This is a genomic window from Arsenicibacter sp. R0_47, from assembly GCF_057652235.1.
On sequence record NZ_JBYFCJ010000001.1, the window covers coordinates 119,351 to 145,335 of the forward strand.

Genomic DNA, 25,985 nt, shown 5'->3' on the forward strand with positions numbered 1-25,985 from the left:
ACAGCTAACAACCGGAAAAAGTTTAATTTTTGTTTCCTTTACTACTGATCCCGCAACTTGCGGAGAACTTCTTCCAGATGCTGCGGATCCGAGATAAGCACTTCCCGGGCCTTGCTGCCTTCAAACGCGCCGACAATACCGGCCGCTTCCAGCTGATCGATCAGCCGGCCGGCGCGGTTGTAGCCCAGTTTCAGGCGGCGCTGAATGAGTGAGGTACTGCCTTGCTGGTGAATCACAACCAGGCGTGCGGCTTCGTCGAACATCACATCGCGGTTGCCCAGGTCGATTTCCCGCTCCTCAATGTCCTGACCGCCTTCATCGCCGACGTATTCCGGCAGGGCATAGGCTTCGTCGTAACCGCGTTGTCCGCTCACAAAATCACACAGCTCGTCGATTTCTTCGGTATCGACAAACGGGCACTGCAACCGGATCAGGTCGGAGTTGGACGACAGCAGCATATCGCCCATACCGACCAGCTGTTCGGCCCCGCCGGTATCCAGAATCGTCCGCGAGTCGATTTTCGACGTTACCTTGAACGACAAACGTGCCGGGAAGTTGGCCTTGATCAGACCGGTAATGACGTTGACCGATGGCCGCTGCGTGGCAACCACCAGGTGAATACCGATGGCGCGGGCCAGCTGGGCGAGCCGTGCAATCGGCTGTTCGACCTCCTTGCCGGCGGTCATCATCAGGTCGGCCAGCTCGTCAATGATCAGAACGATGTACGGCATGAACCGGTGACCTTTTTCCGGATTCAGCTTGCGGTTGGTAAACTTGGTATTATACTCCTTGATGTTCCGGACACCAGCGTCTTTCAGCAGGTTATACCGGTTATCCATCTCCACACACAGCGAATTCAGGGTATTCACCACCTTTTTCGTATCCGTAATGATGGCCTCTTCGCTGTCCGGGAGCTTGGCCAGGAAATGGCGTTCGATCTTGTTATACAGGGCCAGTTCCACCTTTTTCGGGTCAACCAGGACCAGTTTCAGGTGGGCAGGGTGTTTTTTGTAGATCAGTGATGTCAGCAATACGTTCAGACCTACCGACTTACCCTGACCTGTAGCACCCGCCATCAGCAGGTGGGGCATTTTGGCCAGGTCGGCGATATAAATCTCATTGGAGATGGTTTTGCCGAGAATGACCGGAAGCTCAAAATTGCTTTTTGAAAACTTCTCATTGGTGATCACCGACCGCATCGAAACCATTTCGCGGTTTTTGTTCGGCACCTCAATCCCGATGGTTCCCTTGCCCGGCATCGGGGCAATAATCCGGATACCGAGTGCCGAAAGGCTCAGGGCAATGTCGTCTTCCAGACTTTTGATTTTGGAAATACGCACCCCGTCGGCCGGAATAATCTCATACAGCGTAACCGTCGGCCCGACTTCGGCAAAGATTTTCTTGATGCCGATGCCGAATTTCAGCAGCGTGTCCTCAATCCGGTTTTTATTTTCGGTGAGCTCAATTTCGGATACCTGTGCGCCTTTGCTCGGGTAATCCGTCAGTAGCTCGACGCCCGGATACTGATAGTGTGGCAGGTCGAGCGTGGCGTCATACGGCCCATGCTCTGCCACAAGGCTATCGCTGCTGGCTTCACCAACCGGCACATCAAAGGTCGGGGCTACCGGCTCCTGCGTCTCACCCGGCTGTTTTACCACAAAATCGCTGGCGGGGGCCGTTGCGGCTGCGGCAGGTACCGGTTTACCGTTTTTCGGCGGATCATCAAACGAGATAATCCGGCTGGTACGGGCTGCTTCACCGGCGGCTACGGCCGGTTCGGGCTCACTGGTCACTGCTGCTGCTACCGGCGCGGCTACCGGTGCCGCACGAACGTCGGGTTCCGGTTCGGGTACCGGCGGTACGGCGACCGGCGGCGCAGGCGTTGCGACGGGCTTGCCGTTTGCTGCCGGTTTAGCGACCGGTTTTTCGGCTTCTTCTTCGTCCTCATAATCCTCAATTGCATCGTCCTCGTAATCATCGGTATGCGCCGGTTTCAGGTTTGGCCAGTTAATTTTCCAGTTAAACGACCAGGATGCGGCGTCGAAATAGAAAATGATGAATACAAACAGCAGGAAGCCGATCAAAACGATGCTGCCACCGCCCAGCAACGTAGCCAGTACCTGGTTTATCTCATAGCCAACGCCCCCGCACCATACGCTGGCACTGGAGACACTCCCCGTAATACGGACAAAATAACCGATAAACAGGCTGGTCCAGATCGTAAAGAACAGCATCCCTTTGGTGAGGCGGGCGAGCGGTAGCAGTTCGCGGCCAAACGTAAGCTTCCAGCCAGCCAGAAAGACCACAACCGGCAGCCCAAGGGCGCCCACGCCAAACCACCGGAACACAAATACGTGGGCAATAGACGCGCCGGCGAGTCCCAGCCAGTTTTTGGTTTCGGGAGCGGCGTCCCGTGCCGAATCGTTGACGGCCGCCCGGACCACACTCTGGTCGGCGGGGCCGTGGAGCAGATAAGAAATAAACGCGACAAATAAGCCAATGCCAATCAGAATAAGTAAAACCCCGAATGCGAGCGTAGACCGGTGATCATAAATCCAGCGGTCGAGCCTGCTCACCCAATCCGTTTTACCGGCTTTAGATGACTGTGTTTGTTGTTTAGTCTGTTCACGTTGGCGTGGGGTATTTTTTCCGGCTGGTTGCTTGGCCATATAGGTTAGGTCAATGACTGATGAGGTAAATTTCCGGCTTTTTAACGAAAAAACAGTGCCCCGATACCTGTGCGGTTATGTAGTTTTTTTATCGGCAACGGCAACTTCCTGCTTATTACCGGGAAGCAGTCACCAAGCCTTTGCAGATATTTTTTACAAGGCCCGGCCCTTCGTAAATGAAGCCGGTATAGACCTGCACGAGGGCGGCACCGGCGTCGAGTTTTTCCCGTGCATCAGCCGCCGTAAAAATACCACCGACCCCGATTATCGGGAACGCACCCTGCGAATGGGTATGCAGGTACCGGATCACTTCCGTTGAACGGCTGCGGACCGGTGCTCCGCTCACGCCACCGGCTCCGATGGCGGCCACCTGTTCGGCGTCCGTCCGCAGGTTGTCGCGGCTGATGGTGGTATTGGTCGCAATAACGCCCGCAATCTGTGTATCGCCGACGATGGCAATAATATCATCCAGCTGGCTGTCGGTCAGGTCGGGGGCAATCTTCAGCAGAATAGGTTTAGGCGCTGGTTTTGCCTTGTTTTCCTGCTGTAATGCCTGGAGAATCCGGGTGAGCGGTTCACGTTCCTGCAGGTCGCGCAGGCCGGGCGTATTGGGCGAACTGACGTTGACCACGAAATAATCCACACTGTCGAACAGTTCACGGAAGCTCAGCAGGTAATCGGTCAGGGCGTTTTCATTGGCGGTATCTTTATTTTTACCGATGTTGCCGCCGACGATAATGCCTTTCCGGCGTTCGCGCAGCCGTTGGGCGGCCGGTCCGGCACCTTTGTTGTTGAACCCCATCCGGTTGATCAGTCCGCCGTCGGCTTTGAGCCGGAACAGACGCGGCAGTGGGTTGCCGGGCTGCGGGCGGGGCGTAACGGTACCGATTTCGATAAAGCCGAACCCGAGGTCGCTGAGTTCATTGATCAGTTCGGCGTTTTTGTCAAATCCGGCGGCCAGGCCTACCGGATTCGGAAAGGTAATGCCAAAGACCGTGCGTTGCAGCGATGGGTCGGTGACGACAAACTGTTTGCGGGCCAGCCATGACATGCCGGGAATCGACAGAACGAATTTTAACGAGCTGGTAGCAAAGTGGTGAATCGTTTCGGCGTCGAAACGGAAGAGAATGGGGAGCAGCAAGCGTTTGTACATGCTGCAAATTTACGAGACAGGAAACAGAATGCCCATACTTTTTGCATCTGCTTCCTGTCGTTAGGCCGTAAGGCTAAAGCATTTCGCTTTTGGCCAGCATCTCGCGCGCTACCGTATCATCCTTGCGGACATGCGGGCGAATGATGATCCGCGTACCCCGATCATAGGTGAAGAAGCGGTAGAGCCAGTTGCTGAGGACAATGAGTTTGCTGCGGAAACCGATCAGGTACCAGATATGCACAAACAGCCAGGCTACCCAGGCTACAAAACCGCTCAGGTGCAGTTTTTTCGGCAGATCAGCTACGGCGCGGTAACGCCCGATAATGGCCAGTGACCCCTTATCGAAGTACTTAAATGGTTCCGGCGCCTGCTGTTTGCTGAGCCGGAGCAGGTTTTTGGCCAGTAACGAACCCTGCTGAATGGCAGGCTGCGCCACGCCGGGGTGCCCGTTCGGATAGTCGGTTGTTTTCATCAGCGCCACGTCGCCGATGGCAAATACGTCGCGGGTGCCGTTTACCTGACTGATTTCGTTGACCAGAATCCGCGACCGTTCGATGGCGTCGGCCGGTAGCCCGTCAATGAGCGAGCCCTGAACACCGGCCGCCCAGATCAGGGTCTGGGTCCGGATCTGCTCACCGCCTTTGAAGGTAACCGTCTCGCCGTCGTAGCTTTCGACCATGGTTTTTACCTTGATCTGAATGCCCATTTCGTCCAGGTACTTCCGTGTTTTTTCGCTGGCTTCGGGCGACATCGGCGGCAACACCCGGTCGAGCCCTTCGACGAGATAAATGTTCATCCGCGAAAAGTCTAGGCCCGGATAGTCCGATGGCAGCACGTGTTTCCGCATTTCGGCCAGGGAACCTGCCAGCTCCACACCGGTCGGACCGCCGCCTACAATTACGAAATTGAGCAGGGCCTGCCGGATGTCGGGGTCTTTGGTCATGCTGGCCTGTTCGAACGATTGAAGCAGCTGACTGCGCAGGTTCAGGGCGTCGGTCATCTGTTTCATCGGGAAGGCATTCTGCTGAATCTGCTTGTTGCCGAAATAGTTGGTTTTTGAGCCGCTGGCAATCACCAGATAGTCGTAAGGCAGTTCGCCGATCAGCGTCCTGACCACCTTCCGGGTGGTGTCGACGCCGGTTACCTTCACCAGCCGGAAATGAAAATCATCGCAGTCGTCGAAGAGTTTCCGGAGCGGTTCGGCAATGGCATCTGGTTCAAGCCCGGCCGTTGCTACCTGATAAAGCAGGGGCCAGAACCCGTGATAGTTCTGCTTGTCGAACATCACAATCTGGAAATCGTCGCTCTTCAGGTTTTTGGCAAGATTGATACCCCCGAAGCCCCCGCCGATAATGACGACGCGCGGCTTTTTGGTATCCGGTATATTAAGCGAAAGTTGATCGTATTGAAGCATGGCTGTATTCGGTTGAGTCTTAACAAAGCCACTGATTATGCGTACTTTGTGTTTATAGATATAACAAAAAAGGTTGGTGTGTGGTGCTAAAAAAGCGGTGAAAATGATGTATTGGGAAAGGCTTAAGGACTTTTAACAAAAACTTCTTCCAACTGTCCTATACCACTCCGGGTCCTGTCAGCGTTACTGCAACACACACATGATTTACTTTTTATGCGATTAACGTTTCCTCTTTTCTTTTTACTAAGCCTGTGCGGACTCCACACGTTTGCTCAGCAATCCGACAAAAATCTGATAACCGTTAGCGGGTATGTGCGCGAGGCGGGTAGTCAGGAGGCCCTGATCGGGGTGAATGTCTATCTGGCGCAGACAGCGGCGGGGGCGCGTTCGGTTGGGACTACCACGAATACGTACGGGTTTTACTCGATGACGCTGCCCGCGCAGGATTCCGTCCGGCTTAATTTTTCGTTTGTGGGCTATGGTCTGGAAGAACGGACGGTTGGCCTCCGCCAAAACCGGACGGTCAATGTGCTGCTGACGCCCGGCAAAACGCTCACGGAAGTCACCGTAACATCGACCCGGGAAGCTGACCGCGTCAGTGAAAGTGCGCAGATGAGCCAGATCGATGTGCCGATTTCGCAGATTAAGAAAATACCGACCCTGCTGGGTGAAAAGGACGTGCTGAAGGTGCTGCAACTGATGCCGGGCGTACAGAAAGGCTCCGAAGGGCAGACCGGCGTGTATGTGCGTGGGGGAGGCCCCGACCAGAACCTGATCATTCTCGACGACGCCATTGTTTACAACGCTAACCACCTGTTCGGGTTCTTTTCGGTCTTTAATGGCGATGCGCTCAAAAGTGTGGAACTGACCAAAGGCGGTTTCCCGGCGCGGTTTGGCGGCCGGCTATCGTCGGTGATTGACCTGAATATGAAGGAGGGCAATAAGGAAAAACTGCACGGCGAAGGGGGGATCGGCCTGATCTCGTCGCGGCTGACGCTGGAAGGGCCGCTCAAGCGGAAGCGCGACTCCACCGCCCGGTCGTCGTTTCTGGTTTCCGGCCGGCGTACGTACCTCGATGTGCTGGCGCGTCCGTTTATTACCGCTGCAACTAAGGGCGAATCCGTGGCTGGTTATTACTTCTATGACTTTAATGCCAAGGTAAATTATGATTTCGGGCCTAAAAATAAGCTGTATCTGAGCGGCTATTTTGGCCGTGACCGCTTCTATTTCCGCGAGAAAGACCAGAATCCGAATAGCAGTGGCGGGCAAAGCGAAGCGGGGTTGTTCTGGGGCAACAGCACCGGTACACTGCGCTGGAACCACCTGTTTAATGAAAAACTGTTTGCCAATACCTCGCTGATTTTCAGTGATTATAAGTTTCAGATTTTTTCGAACGAGGAGTCCACCCGGTCGGGCGGGCAGACAGATGTCTACCGGTTACGGTACAATTCCGGCATCCGTGACTTTTCCCTTAAATATGACCTCGATTATTACCCGAGCCCGCAGCATTCGCTGCGGTTCGGGCTGCTGAGCATCTACCACCGGTTTACGCCGAGTGCTATCGTCCTGCGCGATTCGCAGAAGGAGCAGTTCCGGCAGGCTATTGATAATATCGATATACTGGAGTCAGGGGTTTATGCCGAAGACCTCTGGAAACCGACTGATCAATGGCGGATTAATGCGGGTATGCGCCTGAGCCACTATTGGCATAAAGATGCAGGGTATGTGCGGCCCGAGCCGCGGATTTCGGCCGCTTACCGCCTCCGGCCCTCGCTCTCGCTGAAGGGGTCGTATGCGCTGATGAATCAGTATGTTCATTTGCTGTCGAACACCGGTATCGGCCTGCCAACGGATCTGTGGGTGCCAACCACCGACAGGGTGAAGCCACAGCAGTCGCAGCAGGTAGCGGTCGGGATCGCGAAGGATTTCGACCGGAGCTGGCTGGGCAAAGGCGTCACCCTGACCGTCGAAGGGTATTACAAAACAATGGCCAACATCATCAACTATCGCGAAGGGGCCAGTTTTCTGCTCATCAACAATCCGGAGTCGGCAGAACAGGTGCGCTGGGAAGATAACGTTACAAGTGGTAAGGGCTGGTCTTACGGGGCAGAATTTCTGTTGCAGAAAAAGGTCGGCCGCTTTTCGGGTTGGCTGGGTTATACGCTCTCGTGGACGCAATGGCAGTTTGCCGAGCTGAACTTCGGTAAAAAGTTCTTTCCGCGTTACGACCGCCGCCACGATATGTCGGTGGTTGGTATTTATGAAATCAGTCCGAAAATTACCCTCTCGGGCACATGGGTATACGGCACCGGTCAGGCCCTGACCCTGCCGGTCGGTAAGTATGAGGCAATGGAAAACGGTTATCCGGGCGGTTATTACTCGTCGGGGACAATTCCTCAATTGTCGCGGCAACTGGCCAATGCGCTTCAGGTGAATGATTATGGCCCTAAGAACAGTTTCCGTGCCGAGCCGTATCACCGGTTCGACGTAGGTATCCAGTTCCATAAGAAAATGAAGCGCCACGAACGGACCTGGGAGTTTAGCCTGTATAATGCCTACAACCGGCGTAATCCGTTTTTTTATCAGCTAAACACCAAATACCAAGGGCAGAACCAGCCGGCAAAGACTGTGTTGCAGCGGATCTCGGTGTTTCCGGTAGTGCCTTCATTCAGTTATAATTTCACATTTTAAGCCAGCCCGCCATGATTCGTTATGTATTCTTAGGTATACTCGTCAGTTCAGTTCTGTTTATGGCAGGCTGCGGAAGCCTGGTGCAGGATGTGCCGGATGCCAAAGTGCCGCAGGAGTCGGAAAAACCGGTTGTCGTCAGCTTTATCTCGCCGCAGGATAGCTTACTGGCGGTCAGTGTCCAGCTAACCCGGACCGTGCTGGGAACGTATCAGTCAGGTACGATCGTCAGTAATGCCGTGGTAACGATTGCCGACGGAAACCGGTTTATTGCCCTGCCGTATGTACAGGGTTCAAACGGCATCTATGCAGCGCCCGCCCGGAATTTCCCGTTGCAGGCGGGTAAGACATACACCTTATCGGTGAAGATGGCATCCGGACAGGAATTATCGTCGTCGGCTACCATTCCGGAAAATATCCCGGTTCAGTCTGTTATCATTGATTCGACGGTGGCCATCTATAATGGCGCCCAACCGGTTTATCGTCATACCGCGCAACTCAAATGGGAAGACGTAGCCGGGCAGGCCGATTACTACCGGATTCGCGGCGATCAGGTAGTCACCAGGGTTGTGACTGGCCCGAACACCCAGACACAGACCGCTTCGTATGTAACGGCGGTTTTGTTTGACAATCAGCCAAACCGTTACCTGATTTCTGATCTGAATCAGGATGGGTTGGTATTGACATCGGCAAAAGGACTTTATGCGCGGTTTACAGAAAATACGACAGGACAACCAGCAGGGCCGGCAAATACGGTTAACTTATATCTGCTGCACACCGATAAAATGTATTATGACTACCACAATGCGCTGAAGAATTACAGTGAATCCGACGGCAATCCGTTTGCGGAGCCGGTTTTACTGCCCGGCAATATCCGGGGAGGGGGGCTCGGGTGCTTTGCTGCCTTCAACCAGTCGGTAGTGCGGTTTACACCAAAATAAAGGCAAGGTCAGGGCCGGAGCAATCCGGCCCTGATCACTTCAGGGCATCGTCGTATCGTTGGCATCTGCCAGCAGTTGCGGGTACTTTTTCCGCAGCCGGTACCGTGTCTTCTTGAGCGATTCCGGTGAAATGGCGAGCATATTGGCTATGTTCCGCGACGGGAGCTGCAGGTGCTGAAGGGCCAGTAACCGCGTTTCGGCGGGGGTGAGGTCCGGATAGCGGCTCCGCAGCTTGGTGAAAAACTCCGGAAACGCCTTGTCAAAACGCGTTTTAAACTCTTTCCAGTGATCTTCGGTCAACAGAATACTTTCATGCAGGCTGCGGATGGCAGCAGGCTCCTGCGCCGGTTCTGCGCTATCCGGCTGTTGCCCGGTTGCTGATTTAAGCCGGAGCGTGATGTCTTCAATCAAGGCATTGCGCTCATTCAGAAAGCGGACATATTCCTCCAGCTGTTTGGTTGCGTTGGCCAGTTGTTCTTCCGTTTGCCGCTGCCGGATTGCCTGTTGCCGGATGGTCTGGTGGCGGCGTTTGTTCAGCCAGAAGAGCAGGCCGGTGAAAATGACGATCAGCGCGCCGATAATCAGGTTCCGGCGCAGAACGGCACGTTGTACCTTCTTTTGTCCGGCTAAATATTTCTCTGCCTGAAGGGTGCTCTCCAGCACCGTGATTTTCTTGTAGTCAAATTCCTGCTTCAACGAATCTTTAAGCGCCAGAAGCGAGTCCTTGTATGCCGCGGCAGTCCGGAAATCACCGGTTTTGTGGTGATAAAGGCCTAACGTCTCATATCGGATCAGGTCATAGCCGGGGTGCGTCCACACAGGCATCACCACGGCCGGAGGAGCCAGATAGGTTTTTGCCTTACTGACAGAATCGAGGTGCAGAAGCGCATTGGCGGCATAAAACCGGCTGATAACCGCATTCTCAGGAATTACTTTTTCGTTGGTCCGGATATCCTGGTATAAAAAGGGGAGCGCTTCTCTATAGTTGCCCTGAAGGCGTAGTACATTGCCCAGGTTACCTGTAATTAAGGCTTCGTAATCCTGCCGCTTCTCTTGTCTGCATGCCTGGATACCTGCCTCAAAAGCCGTTTTTGCTTTGTCAAAGCGTCTCATTTTCAGGTAGGAAAGTCCAAGGTTATTCCATACGCCGGAACGGGCAAAGATATCGGAGTGACCGTGTTTCAGCGCCAGCCGTGAGTAATAGGCAGCCGTGTTGTAATCTTCGTAATAGTAATAGACCTCGAAAAAACCTTTTAAATAAAACTGAGGCAATGCCGATGGATCAGGATACGCTTCGTCAAAAATGGCCTTTGCCCGGAATAGGTCGGGCAGGGCTTTACTATACTGATTAGCATAGAATGCGGCCATTCCTTTCATGTAAAATAAATAGCCTTTCAGGTCTGTATACGGCGATTGCTCGACGTAGGCTGTCAGCGCAGCGTCCTGTTTCAGATCTGCTTTATTCAGCTGCTGATGCTGGAGACCGACAACGTGAACGTAATGTGTTAACCGGTGGTCGCCCAGGGTAGCCGCTGCCGTCTGCAGGCTGTCAAGGTAGGACGGGCGCAGGTACACAATCCCTGTCCGGAATACTATGTTGAGTAACTGTTCGATCCGCTGATCGGGGGTAAACCGGGCAAGCTCCTGTACAAGCAGTGGGGGCTGACTATAAACGTATGGTAGTAAAAAGTAGAGTAGTCCGGTAAGTATAGCTATCTTTCTGTGTGTCCTTTGGGTAAAAGCGTAAAGAGAATACTCAGTAAAGATGATTTTACACATACGGCAGTTCCTGATCAACCTGTTAGGGGGCACTTACACAAAGGTATAAAAAAAGCGATGGCACAACTGAACCAGTTGTGCCATCGCTTCTAGTAATCAGGGACTGACTTACGCTTCAGCGCTGTTCATCACCTCTGTTTGCTTACGGATCGACTCCATGTGAATAATCTTGTAGATCTCTTCAACCAGCTCCGGATACAGACCGAATTTCTTCGCCTGCTCGGTACGGGTATTCAGAATCTCCTTCCAGCGGTCAGGCTGGAACAGGGTCACATTGTTGTCGCGTTTGTATTCGGCCAGTTTCTCTACCAGGGCCATACGGGCCGCCAGCATCTCTACCAGTTGGCGGTCTGTATTGTCAATTTTCTGGCGGAGTTGTTCCAGAGCGCCTTTAAACTCAAGGTTTTCTGACTGTACCGTACGGATGTGCAGGTGGTCCAGCATTTCGCCGAAAGCGGCAGGGGTCAGCTGCTGGGCAGCGTCACTCCATGCTTTGTCCGGGTCAATGTGCGATTCCACGATCAGACCGTCATAGTTCAGGTCCATCGCCATCTGTGCCAGTTCGTACAGGTATGCACGCTTGCCGGCCATGTGGCTTGGGTCACCGATCATTGGCAATTGCGGGAAGATCGACTTCAGTTCGATCGCCAGCTGCCACATCGGAATGTTGCGGTACTTGCTTGATTCGCCTGTTGAGAAACCACGGTGAATGGCACCCAGCTTGGTGATACCGGCTCCGGCGATACGCTCAAACGCACCTACCCAGAGAGCCAGATCCGGGTTAACCGGGTTTTTAATCAGTACCGGAACGTCAACACCACGCAGGGCGTCAGCAATTTCCTGTACGTTAAACGGGTTAACCGTCGTACGTGCGCCGATCCACAGAATATCTACGCCATATTTCAGGGCTAATTCAATGTGCTCAGGCGTTGCCACTTCCACAGCAAACGGCAGTCCCGTTTCTGCTTTAGCGCGCTGAATCCACGGCAAAGCCGCTTCGCCCATGCCTTCAAAACTGCCTGGACGTGTACGGGGTTTCCATACACCGGCCCGAATGACATGAACCGCGTTTTGTTGCGCCAACTGGCGTGCGGTTTCACAAAGTTGTTCTTCGGTCTCTGCGCTACAGGGACCCGCAATAATTAGAGGTTTGCCGTCGGTCTTGATCCACGATGCTAACGGCTCAACGGCTAAATCTGGCTTCATGACAGATAAAAACAAGTTATGTACTCAACTACCTTAACTAGGAACTTTCAATTTAAATTTTTGGTATATTTGCAAGTGAAACCACTGTGTTTCAAGTTGATTTCATCATTTGTATTGTACGATTATTAGTCTGTTGAAGTAGTAGCGTTTAGGTTGATTAACCGAATATACCGAAATTTCGTTTAACTTTCGGAGCTGTTTAAAAAACCGCTGTATTATTCATTGCTAATCGCTCCTTCAGCGGCACAAACGTATGTCGAACCGCAGTAATTCAATGCTAACGACTGTCCAAAGACTTGCCGACCCACAATCGGGCGAGGCTAGTCCTGTCTCATTTGAGGACACTTCAATTGCTTTTTTATCCCAGTCCGACTTTAAATTAAAGAAAACGTACTGGCTCTTTGCGTTGATGAATAAGGGATGGCTTGTAAAAGTAGGGACTTTTTTTATAAAAATTGCCCTTAAGTTACAGTTACCCATCAAAAAAATCATCAAAACGACAATTTTCGAACAGTTCTGCGGCGGGGAAACCATCCGTGACTGCGAAAAGACGATTCAGACGCTGCACAACGCCCGCGTCGGAACCATTCTCGACTACTCTGTGGAAGGAGAAGACAACGAAAAGAGTTTCGATGAGACGGTTCTGGAAATTATCCGGACCATCGAACGGGCACACGATTCTGTGGACATCCCCTTCTCTGTCTTTAAGGTAACCGGCGTAGCCTCAACGGAACTGCTTGAAGCAGTGCAGTGTGGTGACCCGCTCACCGATGAGCAGAAAGCGGCTTTCGAACGGGTACGCCAGCGGGTAGATGCCCTCTGCCGCCGGGCTTACGAGAAGAACGTGAAAATCTTTGTCGATGCCGAGGAAAGCTGGATTCAGGATACCATTGATATGCTGGCGTATGAGATGATGGACCGGTATAACCACGAAAGTCCGATTGTCTATAACACCTTCCAGATGTATCGCTGGGAAATGTACGATAAGTTTGTGAAGGCAACTGAACAGGCGCGTGCGCACGGCTATGCCCTCGGTGCAAAACTGGTACGGGGTGCTTATCTGGAGAAAGAACGGATCCGGGCTCACGAAGGTGAATATCAGGACCCGATCCATGCTACCAAACAGGATACAGACCGCGATTACAACCGGGCAATCGACTATGCGCTCGAGCACCGCGATGTTATCTCCATTTGTCTGGGTACGCACAACGAGTATAGTTGTCAGTACACGATTCAGAAAATGAAGGACATGGACATTGCCGGTAACGACAAGCACATCTGGTTTGCACAGCTTCTGGGTATGAGCGATAATATTTCGTTTAACCTGGCGAATGCCGGCTACAATGTCGCTAAATACGTGCCATACGGGCCGGTAGAAGCGGTAATGCCGTATTTGTTCCGCCGTGCCGAGGAGAATAAGTCCATTGCCGGACAGAGCAGCCGGGAATATACACTTGTTAAAAAAGAGCTTTTCCGCCGGAAAGGTTGCCGGGTATAGTTTTTCATGCGCAGCAAAAGCGCTGTGCCAGCCGCGAAAGCGGCTGCTTTTTTTTCATCGTGCAGTGACGGCGGCAATAGCCGCAGTAAGCTGCCAGGTACACATATGATCCAGAAAAGCCCTCTTAAGTATTTTCTTTTTGCCATTGTGCTCATTGCCGTTGATCAGGCCGTTAAAATGGCGGTACATCATTTCATGGCCCCCGGTTTTGCCGGACAGATTAAGCTGGTCGGTGACTGGTTTAAACTGCATTATGTCCTGAATCCGGGCATGGCGTTTGGCATGCAGCTCAGCCATACCTATGGTAAACTGATTCTGAGTGTATTCAGGTTATTTGCGATGGCGGGCATTGGCTGGTATCTGGTCTATCTGGCACGGCGCGGGGCACCCGATGGCTTATTGTGGGCCATGGCGATGATCCTGGCCGGGGCTGTGGGTAACGTCATTGACAGTACGTTTTATGGTGTGTTGCTGGGCAATGCCCCCTACGATGCGCCGACGCCGTGGTTCCACGGTCAGGTAATCGATATGGTTTTTATTGATGTCTGGGAGGGTTTCATTCCGGAGTGGGTGCCGGTCTGGGGCGGTCAGTATTATTCGACGCCGATCTTTAACATTGCCGATGCCTGTATTTTTGTCGGGGTATGTTTTATTCTCTTCTTCCAGCGCCGCTATTTCGGCGAGCATCCGGCAGAGGAAGAATCCTACTTGCCCGACGACGTGATGCCGGATGCCAATGAAGCCTCGGTAGTACCGACCCCAACCGACGGATTTACCGACGAAACGCCACAGGCGGAAGCCGTTACCGGCGAAGAACAACCGGCCACCGGTACAGAAGCAGACCAGCCGGTCGCTGATGCCGAAATCCCTGCCGTTGCGGCTGAGGAGCATCCTGATGTAATTACGCCGCATGCCGTAGCCGATAATGCATCGGTTTCTGAACCGGAGCAAAAGGAAGAAAAATAGCCCCTTCCGGAGCGTGTAAGCTGCTCAGCTCATCACTAACCGCATAAAGCAGAAGCGCCCGTTTTCATCACGAAAACGGGCGCTTCTGCTTTATATCCGAAAGAAACTTACTGAATCTCCTCCAGCGGAGTAAAGTCTTTAAACGTACGCTTAATGGCTTTATCCGTAGCTTCTTTTTTGTTCTGCCAGTTGGCATCCAGCTCCAGGGCGACCAGACCGCTCAGACTCATGATTGCCCGGAAGTCATCCAGGCGTTTCACGAAATCACCGCCGCGGCGGGAAGCTTTCAGGGCAAATTCACGGGCAAAGACATCCCCTTTGTTCTGGATTTCGGTTTTCTTACCCAGTACGTAGTTATAGCGTTCGAGCAGGTCTTTCATCGACTTACCGATTACTTCTGTCGCTTCGAGCGTACCCATGGTCAGTACGGCTGTACCGCCAACCGCCGATACATAACGCATATTGGTCTGAACGCTCTGGCTTTTGTTATTGGCAATGATAGCCGGTGTTATCCCGCCAACGGCGCCGAGTGAGGCATTGGCCACTGAGCGGTTACGTTTGCCTTTTTTGGCTTTGCGGTAGCTCCGTTTCAGTTCTTCTTCCTTTTCGCTGAGCTGCTCAACCAGATTCCAGGCACTAACCAGTACCTGCCGGTATTGCGCATACAAGGCGCGGTCCTTTGCCTCCTCATTAATGGCGTTCTGTACCGTAAAGGTAATTTTACGTTCATCGCGGTTCTGGGCCTTATCGAGGGCATAGAACGTAATCTGCACCTGTAACGTATCCAACGGATCTTTCACGAAATCGTAGCCGGGCGTCCAGATAAACTCATACTGATTGTCCGTATTCTTTATCAGGGCGCTTTTCGGTATATTCTGATTATCGGAAAGAAAATCAAAGGCCGATATATCGTCGTCTCCGTTGGGGTCAGAAAGGTAAAACTTCAGGTTTACCGACGCGTTTTCCTTCACCTTGTAGCGTTGTTCTTTAGGAACCACCGTAATGTCCGGCGGCAGATCCATTTGGGTAACTTCTACTTTCAGGCGGCCTTTTGTGCGGCTTTTTGCCGGCTGGTCTTCGACCCAGAATTCAATATAAATAAACTTCTCGTTTTTAAGCTTATTGAACTGGTTCAACGATAGCGTCCAGGTCATTTCTCCCTGCGAACTAAGCTTGCTGCCTTCCGGCATCTGATCGCTGATCGGAATAAAGACAATCGGATCATTGTCTTCGTCCTTAATGGCCGAAGGGTCCATTTTGTACACATTCTGCGTACGGTACCGTACGTAGAACGGCGGGAGCTCACCAATAACCGGCGGGCGGTTTACGTGCCGGACTTTCAGGTCAATACTTTGCGTGGCCGACTCGCCAAACTGGTTATGTACTTCGAGAAGAAGCGGGATTGTTTTTACGGTCTGAATGCGGTCGGCAATGTCATAACCGGGTTTCCAGGTAAATGTACCGGCCGAGTCGAGTAACATGCCATCCAGTTGCCCCTGCGCCAGTCGGAACGAGACCGAATCAGCGTTGGTGCCAATGGCTTTAAGGGAAAAACGCAGTGTCTGACCTTCCTGAACTACATTCCAGTCGGGCTGCTGAGGAAGAACGATACGCAGTGGTTTATTATCCTGGGCGAAACCGGTGAACGACACCAACAGTGCCAGCACCAATCCGATTATAGGTTTTAATGGAATTATCATTAGAAACTATCAGAGGGGGTTCGTTTACGGAAACGCAAAAATACAACGAAGATTATTGCCGATGATACTTTTCTTAGTCAAAACGTTCTTGGTGGTCAGTTTTATTGTATTTTTCAAGCATATTCTAGCAAGTAAAAAGCCATTCATCACAAGATGAATGGCTTAACAGAAAGACTGTATGCTGTTTACTGAAATCCGGATAAAAGGGACTATTCAGTAAATTAGTTTTTCTTAGGGGCCGGAGCCGGTGTTTTTGCCGGAGGCGTAGCCGCACCGGTACCGGTTGCCGCAGGAGCAGGCTGAGGGGTTACACCCATTTTTTTCAGGACCAGTTCCGTAATGTTGTTGTCTTCCGGAGCATACAACAAGACAACGGCGGTACCTGCACCCGCATCCAGGTTGAAGACGTAGTTATAGCCGTTTTCTTTTGCCACGGCATCAATGTTCTTCTGGATTTTCTGGATAACAGGGTTTACCAGCTGCTGGTATTTAGCCTGTAACTGCTGCTGTGCGTTCTGTTCGAACTCCTGAATCCGCGTCTGCAGACCCTGCAATTCCTTCTCACGGTCAGCACGGATTACGTCAGACATCTGAGCCGCACCTTTCTGGTACGTTTCGAATTTTGTCTGCAGTTCCGTATTCAACCGCTTGAGTTCGTTGGCAGCCTGTTGCTGCTGGATCGTTAATTGGTTCTGGATATCCTTGCTTTCCGGTACTTGCTGCAACAGATAGTCCATGCTTGTATAACCCAGTTTCAACGGACCAGCTGCTGACGTCGTTGGTGCTGTTTGGGCTTGTGCCTGAGCGCTGACGCCGCCTAACAGAAGGGCAGCTACGAACGCCATGACGAGACTTTTCTTCATCGGGAACTTTGTTTGTACGTTATTTTGGTTTTGCGGTTGTTTGCGTGGCCGGACCATCCGGAGTCAGCTGGCCTCCTGCCGGAGCCTTTTTATTTGCTTTATTGTCTGCATCTAACCCCAGCTCTTCCATGACATAGTCTGTGTAGTCGTGCCGTGGGTTAGTATACAACATAACAAAGTCGCTGGCTTTGTCGAACATAAAGTCGATCCGCTTCTGGGCGGCTACCTTGTCGATAGCCCGCTGAACGACTTCCATCGGTACTTTAATCAGTTCTTTCTTTTTCTGATAAAGCATGCCTTCGTAGCCAAATACTTTATTGTTGTACTCGCGTGCTTCCCGTTCCTTATCCGCAATAACACGCTGGCGCTCACGCTTCATGTCATCGGTCAGCAGAATCTCTTCTGCCTGATAAGCCCGTTGCAGCTTTTCAATTTCTGTCTGCTTGTCCAGAATGTCTTTAGACCAACGGTCGGCAAACTTATCGATCTCTGAGAGTGCTTTCTGGTACTCCGGCATCTTGCTGAAAATAAACTCTGTATCCACATAGCCTATCTTCTGGGTTTGCGCAAAAGTGTCGTATGTGCCCAAAAAGAAACACAAAATTACGAAAAAGAGTCCTTTATTCATGCGCTTAATCTTGAATTTTTTGCAGGTCGTGGTTTAGTAACAAATTGATTGTCAATCCTGAATCAGACTCTTTGTCTGTTAGATTGGCAATCGGGAAGGAGGTTTAACCGGTGCCTTAACTAAAAGAAGACAAATAGCTTGGTACGTCAGAATCAGTACGTAACGGGCTATTTATCTTCTTTTATTATGAAACGAACGGATGATTAATTTCTTATCGGAACTGCTGACCGATCGTGAAGTGGAACTGACCGGTGTTGGCTTTCTGAACACCCGGCAAGGCATCAAAGCCCCAGCCGTAGTCAATACCGATCAGACCAAAGGCCGGCATGAAAATACGGGCACCTGCACCGGCAGACCGCTTAATATCAAACGGGTTAAACTGTTTGTAGCTTCCCCAGTTATTACCGCCTTCAACAAAACCCAGTACGAAAATGGTTGCCGACGGGTTCAGCGATACCGGATAACGTAGTTCCATCACGTACTTGTTATACACGACACCACCCTGACTAGCCTGGTTGGCATCAACCGCCCGGTTGTTGTCGGCTGTATATACCCGGCGATCCGGATAACCGCGGAGACCGATGATGTCCTGCGCGAGGGCAAATACACCCTGACCGGCCAGACCTGAACCCCCTAACACGAAGCGTTCAAACGGCCCGATTTCGGTACGCGAATTATACCGGCCCAGGAAGCCCATGTGAGCGCGGGCACTCAATACCAGTTTGCCGACAACGGTCTGGTACCAGGTAGCATCGAACATCCATTTGTGGTATTCAACGAACTTGAACCGGTCTTCGGCTGATGGCTTGTAATCGGCCGGGCGGAAGAGCGAATACGGCGGCGTAAACGAGCCACTTACCGAGAACGTAGACCCTGAACGCGGGAACTGCGGGTTATCGACACTGTTCCGGGCCAGCGTTGTGTTAAACGTAAAGTTGTTTGACCGGCCGTTGCGGTAACCGTTATAGAACAGGTCAATATTGTCGAGGTTGTAGCGCTGATACGTCAGCGAGTGATTCAGCGTAAAGAAGTCATCCGGCTTTTTCAGCTGACGACCCAGACCGACCGTAATCGCCGTGTTATCGTAAGCACCGACTGCCGTGGCACCCCGTGCACCCCGTGTGTAGAAGTCAAGGCCGTACTGACGGTATACGGTGTGGCTCATGCTGACCGACAGGGCGTTTGGCTTGCGGCCACCTAACCACGGCTCAACAAACGACAGGGTATAGGTCTGGAACTGCTTACCGTTGGCCTGGAAGCGCAGCGATACGCGCTGACCGTCGCCCGACGGCAGTGGCCGCCATGAGCTGAGGTTACCGATGTTCTTTGCCGAGAAGTTGTTGAACGTCAGACCGAGGGTACCGACAAAGCCGATAAAACCACCCCAGCCACCGGAAAGCTCAATCTGATCAGACGGCTTTTCTTCAACAGTGTACTCGATGTCAACCGTACCGTCCGGCTGCGGAACCGGCTGAATACCGATTTTTTCCGGGTCAAAATAGCCGAGGGTGGCTAATTCGCGCTGTGTACGGATCAGGTTTGTTTTCGAGAACTTCTGGCCCGGCAGCGTCCGGATCTGGCGCATAACCACGTGGTCGCTGGTTTTCGAGTTACCGTTCAGGATAATGCGGTTGATCGTTGCCTGCTTGCCTTCAAAAATCCGGATTTCAAGATCGATGGAGTCACCTTCAATCGTCCGCTCAATCGGTGTGGCGCTGTAATACAGATAGCCATCATCCATGTAAAGCGAACTAAGATCCTGACCCGGGTTACCGTTCAGTTTTTTCTCAAGCTCTTCGGTGTTGTATACATCTCCTTTGCGGATACCAAGCACCTCACGCAGACGGGTGTCCGGATGCAGGTAATTGCCTTCGAAGTCAATGTTACGGATGTAGTATTTACGGCCTTCGTTCAGGTTCAGCACCAGATCAATGGTATTGCCACCCTTATTGATAACCGTATCGTGTTCGATGGCGGCATCGCGGTAGCCCAGCTTGTTATAGTATTCAACAAGCTTCTGTTTGTCTTCCTCGTATTTCTTCGGCACGAATTTCGACGGCGAGAACACGCGGCCAAAGCGCATCTGCTTCGTGCTCTTCATTTTCAGACGTACCTTCGACTCATCGAGTTCCGAACGTCCGACAAACTGAATATCATGGATTTTAACCTTAGGCCCCTTGTCAATCTGCACACGCATGGTTGCGTTGTTGCGGCTGCTGTCGGGGATCGTTGTAATTTTTACTTTGGTATTGAGGAAGCCTTTTTCAACGAAGAATTTCCGCACCGACATCTGGGTATTTTTCACCACCGTTGTCGTGATGATTTTACCGATGTTGAGCTTTACCTTATCTTTCAGTGATTCCTGTTCGCCTTTCCGGATGCCGACAAAGTTAACCTTGAACAGACGGGGACGTTCTTTTACCGCAAAATTGAGGGAGATTTTACCGTCCTGTACCGTATTCGCAAACAATTCTACTTCATCGAGCAGGCCCGAATCCATCAGTTTACGGATGGCAGAGCCCTGTGCTTCGCCCGGAATCCGGATTTTGTCACCAACTTTCAGGCCCGACAGCGAGACCAGCGAGTTTGGGTCCAGAAAGCGGGTTCCCGTGACGGTAAGGCCTCCGATCTCGTAATCTTTCGGATCAGCATAGTTAGTCAGTTCGTTGGCCGGGGCGGCCGGGGTGGCCGCTGCACCCGCACGTGGTGCCGCACCGACACCTATCCTGACCTGGGCAAAAGAGGCTATTGGCAACAAACCAACGGCTATAACGCTAACGCTGAGCCAGTTTTTGAGGTTAAACACGATGTAATTGTATGTTAAAAACTTTGTCATCCATCTTTACCTGTTACTTCACCAACTGCTCACTGGTTTTACCAAAGCGCCGTTCGCGGCCCTGGTAGGTGAGGATGGCTTCATAGAGGTGTTCCCGCCGGAAATCGGGCCAAAGCACGTCGGGCATATAAAATTCAGAATACGCCAGCTGCCACAGCAAAAAGTTACTGATACGCATCTCGCCGCTTGTCCGGATCATCAGCTCCGGATCGGGCATATCGCGGGTACATAAGTGCCGGCTGAATACCTCTTCCGTGATCTGCTCCGGCTGGAGTCGTCCGGCGGCAACTTCGGCTGCAAGCTGCCGGGTTGCTTCCAGAATTTCCCAGCGTCCGCTGTAGCTCAGGGCCAGTACCAGCGTCAGGCCGGTATTGCCTTTTGTTGCCTCAATTGCTTCCTGCAATTCATGCCGGCAATCAGTAGGGAGGCTGGCTGTATCGCCAATGGTCGCCAGACGAACATTGTTGTTCATCAGCGTTTTCAGCTCTCCGCCGATTGTATGTACCAGCAGCTGCATCAGCGCGTCGACTTCGAATTTCGGGCGGTTCCAGTTTTCGGTCGAGAACGCATACAATGTCAGGTATTGAACGCCGAGTTCGGCGCATCCTTCTGTTACTTCCCGGACTGCTTTGATGGCATTACGGTGGCCGAATACCCGTGCTGCGCCCTGTCGCTTGGCCCAGCGTCCGTTTCCGTCCATGATAACGGCAATGTGCTTAGGCAGATTGCGCGGGTCGATGTGTTCCTTCATGCAGAAACCCGTCTTTTAAGTTTTTTTAACGCAGGGACAATAATTTAAGACCTTTACACGTGGACTATTTTGACAGGACTATGACATCGAAAGGGTAAACCTCCGGTCTGACAGCCCCTTAAAACAGTATCAATCGCGTTGATCTGTCAGTACCCAGCTGAAAATGAGTTGGCAAATTTACGGAAATGTAGGGGGAATAAAAATAGACTAACCGAATAGGGAATGGCATCTGTCTACGTTAGAAGTATTAAGTTTTAGTAATAGTTTTGCTGATTATTCAGTATCATTGGTGCTGATTTGCAGATCGGGCGTGTTCCGGCCCGGTAATCCATAGTCATCTGGTTGAAAAACACACGATTATTTATGCGTATTGTTCGTAATCCGTTCGTAAAAGCCCTTGCATTCGGGGTATTGGTCAGTGGTATTCTGTTTGGTTGTAAGAAAGACGGTGAAAACGGAGGAGGAGGCACTGCCCAGCCTAAAACTGCGGCCGATGTCGTTAAGGAAGACGCTAACTACAGCATTTTTCAGGCTGCACTGACCCGCGCCAACCTGGCAGATGCGCTGAAGGCAACGAACCTGACGGTTTTCCTGCCGAACAATGCCGCCTTTCAGGCGTCGGGTTATGCGGATGCGGCAGCGATTTCGGCCCTGCCGGTAGCTACCGCGGAGAGCATCGTCAACTATCACGTGTTAAATGGAAAGGTTGCCGTTGCTGATATTCCCGGCGGAACAAACGTATCGGTGCAAACTAAAGGCGGACAATCGGCCTATATCACTAAAACAACCAGCGGTACCGTAGCCACGGTAAGCATCAACGGGGCGAAAATTGTGACGCCGGATGTACAGTCGGCCAACGGGATTCTGCATGTTATCGACCGGGTACTGGTGCCGCCGGTCACCAATATGCTGGATGCTGCCAAAGCTGATCCGGCTAATTTCTCACTGGTTGTCGCTGCCGTAACGCGGGCCTCAACTGTAAACCCGACACTGACATTACTGCTGAGCGGCAGTTCGGCTACCCCGCTGACGGTTTTCCTGCCGGATAATGCGGCGATGACCGCTGCCGGCTTAACGGCAACCGCCATCAATACGCTGTCGCCAACGGCTCTGTCGGCATTGATGTCCTATCATGCAACCAACTCGCTGCTTTTCTCAAGCCAGCTGGCAGCAGGACAGCTGACAATGCTTAACGCCGGAAAGGTAACGGTAACGGCCTCGACAACCGGAGTCGCCACACTGAGAGGTACCAAAAACACAACGGCTGTCAATGTCAAGCGGGCTAACTGGCTTACTACCAATGGTATAATTCATGTAATCGATCAGGTTTTGCAGCAGTAGGTAACTCGCAGCAGGCTGAATACTATACCGATGGTCGGGGCATTGCTCCGGCCATTTTTGTTATCTGTGCATTGATTTTCCAACCTTTTTGCAACGCTATGGGTCATCAATGCGTAATTTTGTAAAAAAACGCGCGTAATGAAGAGTTCCTTTTTAATGCTGGCCAGTGGCATTCTCATGCTGCTTGGCCTGAACGCATGTAATCTAAATCAGGTAGATTCATCTCAGGCTGCATATGACGAAGATCTGAAAAAGATCGACGCCTATGCAACCGCCCAGAAACTGGCCGGTAAACAGACGGCTTCAGGTTTATACTTTGCAATTACTAAAAGTGTTCCATCCAGCAAAAAACCATCGCTGGGAGAGGAAGTAATGTTTACCTATAAACTGTCGCTGCTGAATGGTACTGTCGTTGACAGCACTGCAAAACCGGCATTTTATCCGTTTGGCCTGGGTGCTTTGCTGCCGGGTCTGGAAGAGGGTTTATCGTTGATCGGTGAAGGCGAAACAGCGGTGTTATTGCTGCCATCTGCGTTGGCCTATGGTACGCAGGGTAACTCGAAAGTTCCGGCCAATTCAGTTGTCCGGTTTGATGTACAGCTGGTACGCTCCCGCACGGAAGACCAGCAAATAGATGATTACATCATTGAAAAAGGCTATAAACTGACAAACCGCTCAACGACCGGACTACGGATTATTAAAACATTGGATAATCCCACCGGGGCTGCTTTGGCAACCAACCAGACGGTAACGGTGAAATATGCCGGCCGGACGTTCCGCAGCTCAAGCGACTTCGATGCCGGAACCTTGTCCATGATTCTTGGTCTGCGTCAGGTGGTTTCGGGTTTCGAAGAAGGCGTGGGGCAACTCCGCGTAGGCGAAAAGGCAACCATCATCTTCCCGTCGTCGCTGGGCTATGGCTCACAGGGCCGGGCCAATAACGGTGTGTATGTCATTGCCCCCTACGCACCGCTCGCGTTTGACATTGAAATCGTCTCTGCGAAATAAGCAGACACTAAAACAATTATATAGTGGTATGGTTTAAAGAGTTTGAGTCACAGCCTCAATGCTGTGTCATCAAACTCTTTTTTTATGTCCGAACCTGTATCTGTTGTCTGGCTTCGCCGAGATTTACGCTTACACGACAATGCGGCACTCTACCATGCACTTACCTCCGGCCGCAAGGTTATCGTTCTCTTTATTTTTGACAAAGTCATTCTGGATCAGCTCGATGACCGTGCTGATCAGCGTGTTGAGTACATTCATACTGAAATTCTTGACCTGCATACCCAACTGCGCCGGGCAGGGTCCTCGATGATTGTCCGGTACGGCGAACCGTTGCCGGTCTGGCAGCAATTGCTGAACGAATTTCCGGTGGAAGAGGTCTTTGTCAACCGCGATTATGAGGTATATGCCAAAGACCGTGACAAGGCGGTCAGCGGTTTACTGGCCGAACACGGTATCGCTTTTCAGGCCTTTAAGGATCAGGCAATTTTTGACCACGACGAAATTCTGACCGGCAGCAACACCCCTTATACGGTGTTTACTCCATACAGCCGTAAATGGCTTGGGCAGCTTAACCCGTTTTATCTGAAGGCATACCCGACCGAAAAATATTACGATGCTTTTCTTCAGCTGGAAGAGCAGCCGGTGATCAGTCTGGCAGCGATGGATTTTAAACCGGCCGGTAAGCCCTTCCCCAAAAAAACAGCCAGTGATAATTTGCTGAAACACTATCAGGAAACCCGCGATTTTCCGGCTAAGAAAGGTACATCGGAGCTGAGTCTGCATCTGCGGTTCGGTACGATCAGTATCCGGGAGCTGGCCCGGCAGGCACAGGCTACCAGTGCTACCTACCTCAATGAGCTCTGCTGGCGCGACTTCTATTTTCAGGTGTTACACCATTTCCCGCATGTAGAAAAAGAATCGTTCCGGCGGGAGTACGATGCCATTCCGTGGCGGAACAATGAAGCTGAATTTGAGAAGTGGTGTGCGGGGCAAACGGGCTACCCGCTGGTCGATGCCGGTATGCGGCAACTGAACGAAACCGGCTGGATGCATAACCGTGTCCGGATGGTAGTGGCCAGTTTTCTGTGTAAACACCTGCTGATCGACTGGCGGTGGGGAGAGGCGTATTTCGCCCGTAAACTCCGCGATTATGACCTGTCGGCCAACAACGGGGGCTGGCAGTGGGCGGCCGGAACCGGAACCGATGCGGCGCCCTATTTCAGGGTATTTAACCCAACTGAGCAGGCAAAGAAATTTGATCCGAAAGGCGAATACATCCGCCGGTGGGTTCCTGAATTTAACAGCCTTGGCTATACTAAACCGATCGTTGAGCATGCCATGGCCCGGCAACGGGCGATTGACACGTACCGGTCAACGCTCAAAGGCGAATAAAAAAAGCGGGGGCTGCTAAACAGCCCCCGCTTGTCGTTATACCCATTCCCATTGATGAACAGGCCGTAAGGTGAGTCCCCGCCGCCAGCGCAGAAAGCGCGGCCGCCGGAAACGAAGGACAACCAGGCCAAGCAGCTTTTTGATGGGCAGACTTGATTTCGACGTAGACAGATCGTCGTCTTCGTCGTCGCCGCCTAAAGCGCTTGCCAGCCAGCGTTCCACCGCTGATGGTTCTCCCCACAAAGCAGTATTAACCCGCGGCCCCCATGTACGGCTCGCAAACAGGCCTGCTTCCTGTCGTTTTTCAGCATCTATCGCCTCGTCTCTCGATTTCTTATCGAGGGTGGCAGCGGCCAGCCAGCGGGGCAATGGACGTGTGAGGAAATTAATGGTCCGTTGGGACAAGAGCAACCGGTATTGATTCGGATTTGATAACAGCTCTTTATACGCCAGGACCCGGAACAAATACTGGTTGGTTTCACGGTGCAGCCGCAGCCGGTAGTAGTTTTTGTGCTGCTGATGGCTGATCCGCTTCTGGATATGGGTCAGCCCGCTGTTGTAGGCGGCGGCGACCAGTGTCCATGAACCAAGTTCGCGATGAAGGTCGAGCAGATATTTGCAAACCGCAACGGTTGCTTTCTGCAGGTGATACCGTTCATCTACGTTTCGGGAGACCTTTAGTCCCAGGGCCCGTGCTGTTCCCGGCATGAGCTGCCAGTAGCCGGAGGCACCTTTGGGAGAAACACAATCATTGACAAGTTCACTTTCGGCCAATGGCAGATACCGGAAGTCGCGCGGAATACCATATTCCTCTAAAATGGGATCAATGATCGGGAAGAAAACGGCAGAGCGCTTTCTCAGGTCATACAAACATTCTTCCTGCTTACTGAACGATTGCAGGGTTGTCATCCAGCGGCGGCTTACGCCCGGTTGGCCGACTGGTACTTCTTCACCACAAAAGAACACCGGAAACACTCGGCGGAGTGTGTCAACGTTCATCAATGAAGGAGAATTCAATCCACGATGACCGACGAAAACTTGATTGGTGTCGGCCTTGATCATGGCTGGCAAAGCAATCGGTTTCGTGATTGCCATGACCAGTGATAGTCCAATTTGTTTAATCAAAGCGTCAGGTATTTGTTGTGGTTTAAT

18 protein-coding genes are annotated in these 25,985 nt (G+C 52.0%); 7 read left to right on the forward strand and 11 right to left on the reverse strand.

What is annotated here, in order from left to right:
* Positions 1 to 41: 41 nt before the first annotated feature.
* The 3 genes from AC23NW_RS00495 to AC23NW_RS00505 all read right to left on the reverse strand — a co-directional run bounded on the left by AC23NW_RS00495 (position 42) and on the right by AC23NW_RS00505 (position 5,236).
* The gene (locus AC23NW_RS00495) at positions 42 to 2,669 is read right to left on the reverse strand and encodes an FtsK/SpoIIIE family DNA translocase (protein WP_487446996.1); all 2,628 of its coding nucleotides are present in this window, start codon (positions 2,667 to 2,669) and stop codon (positions 42 to 44) included.
* Between the two features lie 115 nt (positions 2,670 to 2,784).
* Positions 2,785 to 3,822 (reverse strand): quinone-dependent dihydroorotate dehydrogenase, encoded by a 1,038-nt coding sequence (locus AC23NW_RS00500; protein ID WP_293838170.1) that lies wholly within the window; start codon positions 3,820 to 3,822, stop codon positions 2,785 to 2,787.
* 73 nt (positions 3,823 to 3,895) lie between these two features.
* Positions 3,896 to 5,236, reverse strand: a complete 1,341-nt coding sequence (locus AC23NW_RS00505) for an NAD(P)/FAD-dependent oxidoreductase (RefSeq protein WP_487446997.1) — start codon at positions 5,234 to 5,236, stop codon at positions 3,896 to 3,898.
* Between the two features lie 213 nt (positions 5,237 to 5,449).
* On the opposite strand from AC23NW_RS00505, the gene AC23NW_RS00510 reads away from it, so the two are divergent.
* Positions 5,450 to 7,927 (forward strand): TonB-dependent receptor, encoded by a 2,478-nt coding sequence (locus AC23NW_RS00510; RefSeq protein ID WP_487446998.1) that lies wholly within the window; start codon positions 5,450 to 5,452, stop codon positions 7,925 to 7,927.
* An 11-nt stretch (positions 7,928 to 7,938) separates the two neighbouring features.
* Entirely contained in the window at positions 7,939 to 8,865 is a 927-nt protein-coding gene (locus tag AC23NW_RS00515) for a DUF4249 domain-containing protein (RefSeq protein ID WP_487447000.1), read from the forward strand.
* A gap of 39 nt (positions 8,866 to 8,904) precedes the next feature.
* On the opposite strand, the gene AC23NW_RS00520 is transcribed toward AC23NW_RS00515, so the two are convergent.
* Positions 8,905 to 10,644, reverse strand: a complete 1,740-nt coding sequence (locus tag AC23NW_RS00520) for a tetratricopeptide repeat protein (protein WP_487447002.1) — start codon at positions 10,642 to 10,644, stop codon at positions 8,905 to 8,907.
* A 108-nt stretch (positions 10,645 to 10,752) separates the two neighbouring features.
* On the reverse strand, positions 10,753 to 11,850 hold the full coding sequence (locus AC23NW_RS00525) for a chorismate mutase (protein WP_293838184.1): 1,098 nt from the start codon (positions 11,848 to 11,850) through the stop codon (positions 10,753 to 10,755).
* A 274-nt stretch (positions 11,851 to 12,124) separates the two neighbouring features.
* Between AC23NW_RS00525 and AC23NW_RS00530 the strand changes: the two genes are divergently transcribed.
* Together AC23NW_RS00530 and AC23NW_RS00535 are read left to right on the forward strand one after the other, a co-directional pair.
* Positions 12,125 to 13,348 (forward strand): proline dehydrogenase family protein, encoded by a 1,224-nt coding sequence (locus tag AC23NW_RS00530; RefSeq protein ID WP_293838187.1) that lies wholly within the window; start codon positions 12,125 to 12,127, stop codon positions 13,346 to 13,348.
* 105 nt (positions 13,349 to 13,453) lie between these two features.
* Positions 13,454 to 14,314, forward strand: a complete 861-nt coding sequence (locus AC23NW_RS00535; RefSeq protein WP_487447004.1) for a lipoprotein signal peptidase — start codon at positions 13,454 to 13,456, stop codon at positions 14,312 to 14,314.
* 107 nt (positions 14,315 to 14,421) lie between these two features.
* Here AC23NW_RS00535 and AC23NW_RS00540 read toward each other — a convergent pair whose 3' ends face one another.
* The 5 genes from AC23NW_RS00540 to uppS form a co-directional block, all read right to left on the reverse strand.
* Positions 14,422 to 16,014, reverse strand: a complete 1,593-nt coding sequence (locus tag AC23NW_RS00540; RefSeq protein ID WP_487447005.1) for a hypothetical protein — start codon at positions 16,012 to 16,014, stop codon at positions 14,422 to 14,424.
* A gap of 221 nt (positions 16,015 to 16,235) precedes the next feature.
* Positions 16,236 to 16,877 (reverse strand): OmpH/Skp family outer membrane protein, encoded by a 642-nt coding sequence (locus AC23NW_RS00545; RefSeq protein WP_293841785.1) that lies wholly within the window; start codon positions 16,875 to 16,877, stop codon positions 16,236 to 16,238.
* 19 nt (positions 16,878 to 16,896) lie between these two features.
* Positions 16,897 to 17,505, reverse strand: coding sequence for an OmpH/Skp family outer membrane protein (locus AC23NW_RS00550; protein WP_293841788.1), 609 nt, complete (start codon positions 17,503 to 17,505; stop codon positions 16,897 to 16,899).
* A gap of 211 nt (positions 17,506 to 17,716) precedes the next feature.
* Positions 17,717 to 20,341 carry an outer membrane protein assembly factor BamA gene (bamA, locus tag AC23NW_RS00555; RefSeq protein ID WP_487447008.1) on the reverse strand — a complete coding sequence of 875 codons (2,625 nt, stop codon included), beginning with the start codon at positions 20,339 to 20,341 and terminating at the stop codon, positions 17,717 to 17,719.
* A 13-nt stretch (positions 20,342 to 20,354) separates the two neighbouring features.
* Complete coding sequence (uppS, locus tag AC23NW_RS00560) at positions 20,355 to 21,092, reverse strand: undecaprenyl pyrophosphate synthase (protein WP_293841793.1); 738 nt, start codon at positions 21,090 to 21,092, stop codon at positions 20,355 to 20,357.
* 363 nt (positions 21,093 to 21,455) lie between these two features.
* Here uppS and AC23NW_RS00565 point away from each other — a divergent pair, with 363 nt between their 5' ends.
* The 3 genes from AC23NW_RS00565 to AC23NW_RS00575 all read left to right on the forward strand — a co-directional run bounded on the left by AC23NW_RS00565 (position 21,456) and on the right by AC23NW_RS00575 (position 24,833).
* A complete protein-coding gene (locus AC23NW_RS00565; RefSeq protein WP_487447010.1) occupies positions 21,456 to 22,433 on the forward strand; it encodes a fasciclin domain-containing protein in 978 nt (325 codons plus the stop codon).
* A gap of 138 nt (positions 22,434 to 22,571) precedes the next feature.
* Complete coding sequence (locus AC23NW_RS00570; RefSeq protein ID WP_293841798.1) at positions 22,572 to 23,441, forward strand: FKBP-type peptidyl-prolyl cis-trans isomerase; 870 nt, start codon at positions 22,572 to 22,574, stop codon at positions 23,439 to 23,441.
* 84 nt (positions 23,442 to 23,525) lie between these two features.
* Positions 23,526 to 24,833: a cryptochrome/photolyase family protein gene (locus AC23NW_RS00575; protein ID WP_487447012.1), complete on the forward strand. Its 1,308-nt coding sequence runs from the start codon at positions 23,526 to 23,528 to the stop codon at positions 24,831 to 24,833.
* Between the two features lie 36 nt (positions 24,834 to 24,869).
* On the opposite strand, the gene AC23NW_RS00580 is transcribed toward AC23NW_RS00575, so the two are convergent.
* Positions 24,870 to 25,958, reverse strand: coding sequence for a lytic transglycosylase domain-containing protein (locus AC23NW_RS00580; protein WP_487447013.1), 1,089 nt, complete (start codon positions 25,956 to 25,958; stop codon positions 24,870 to 24,872).
* Between the last annotated feature and the right edge of the window lie 27 nt (positions 25,959 to 25,985).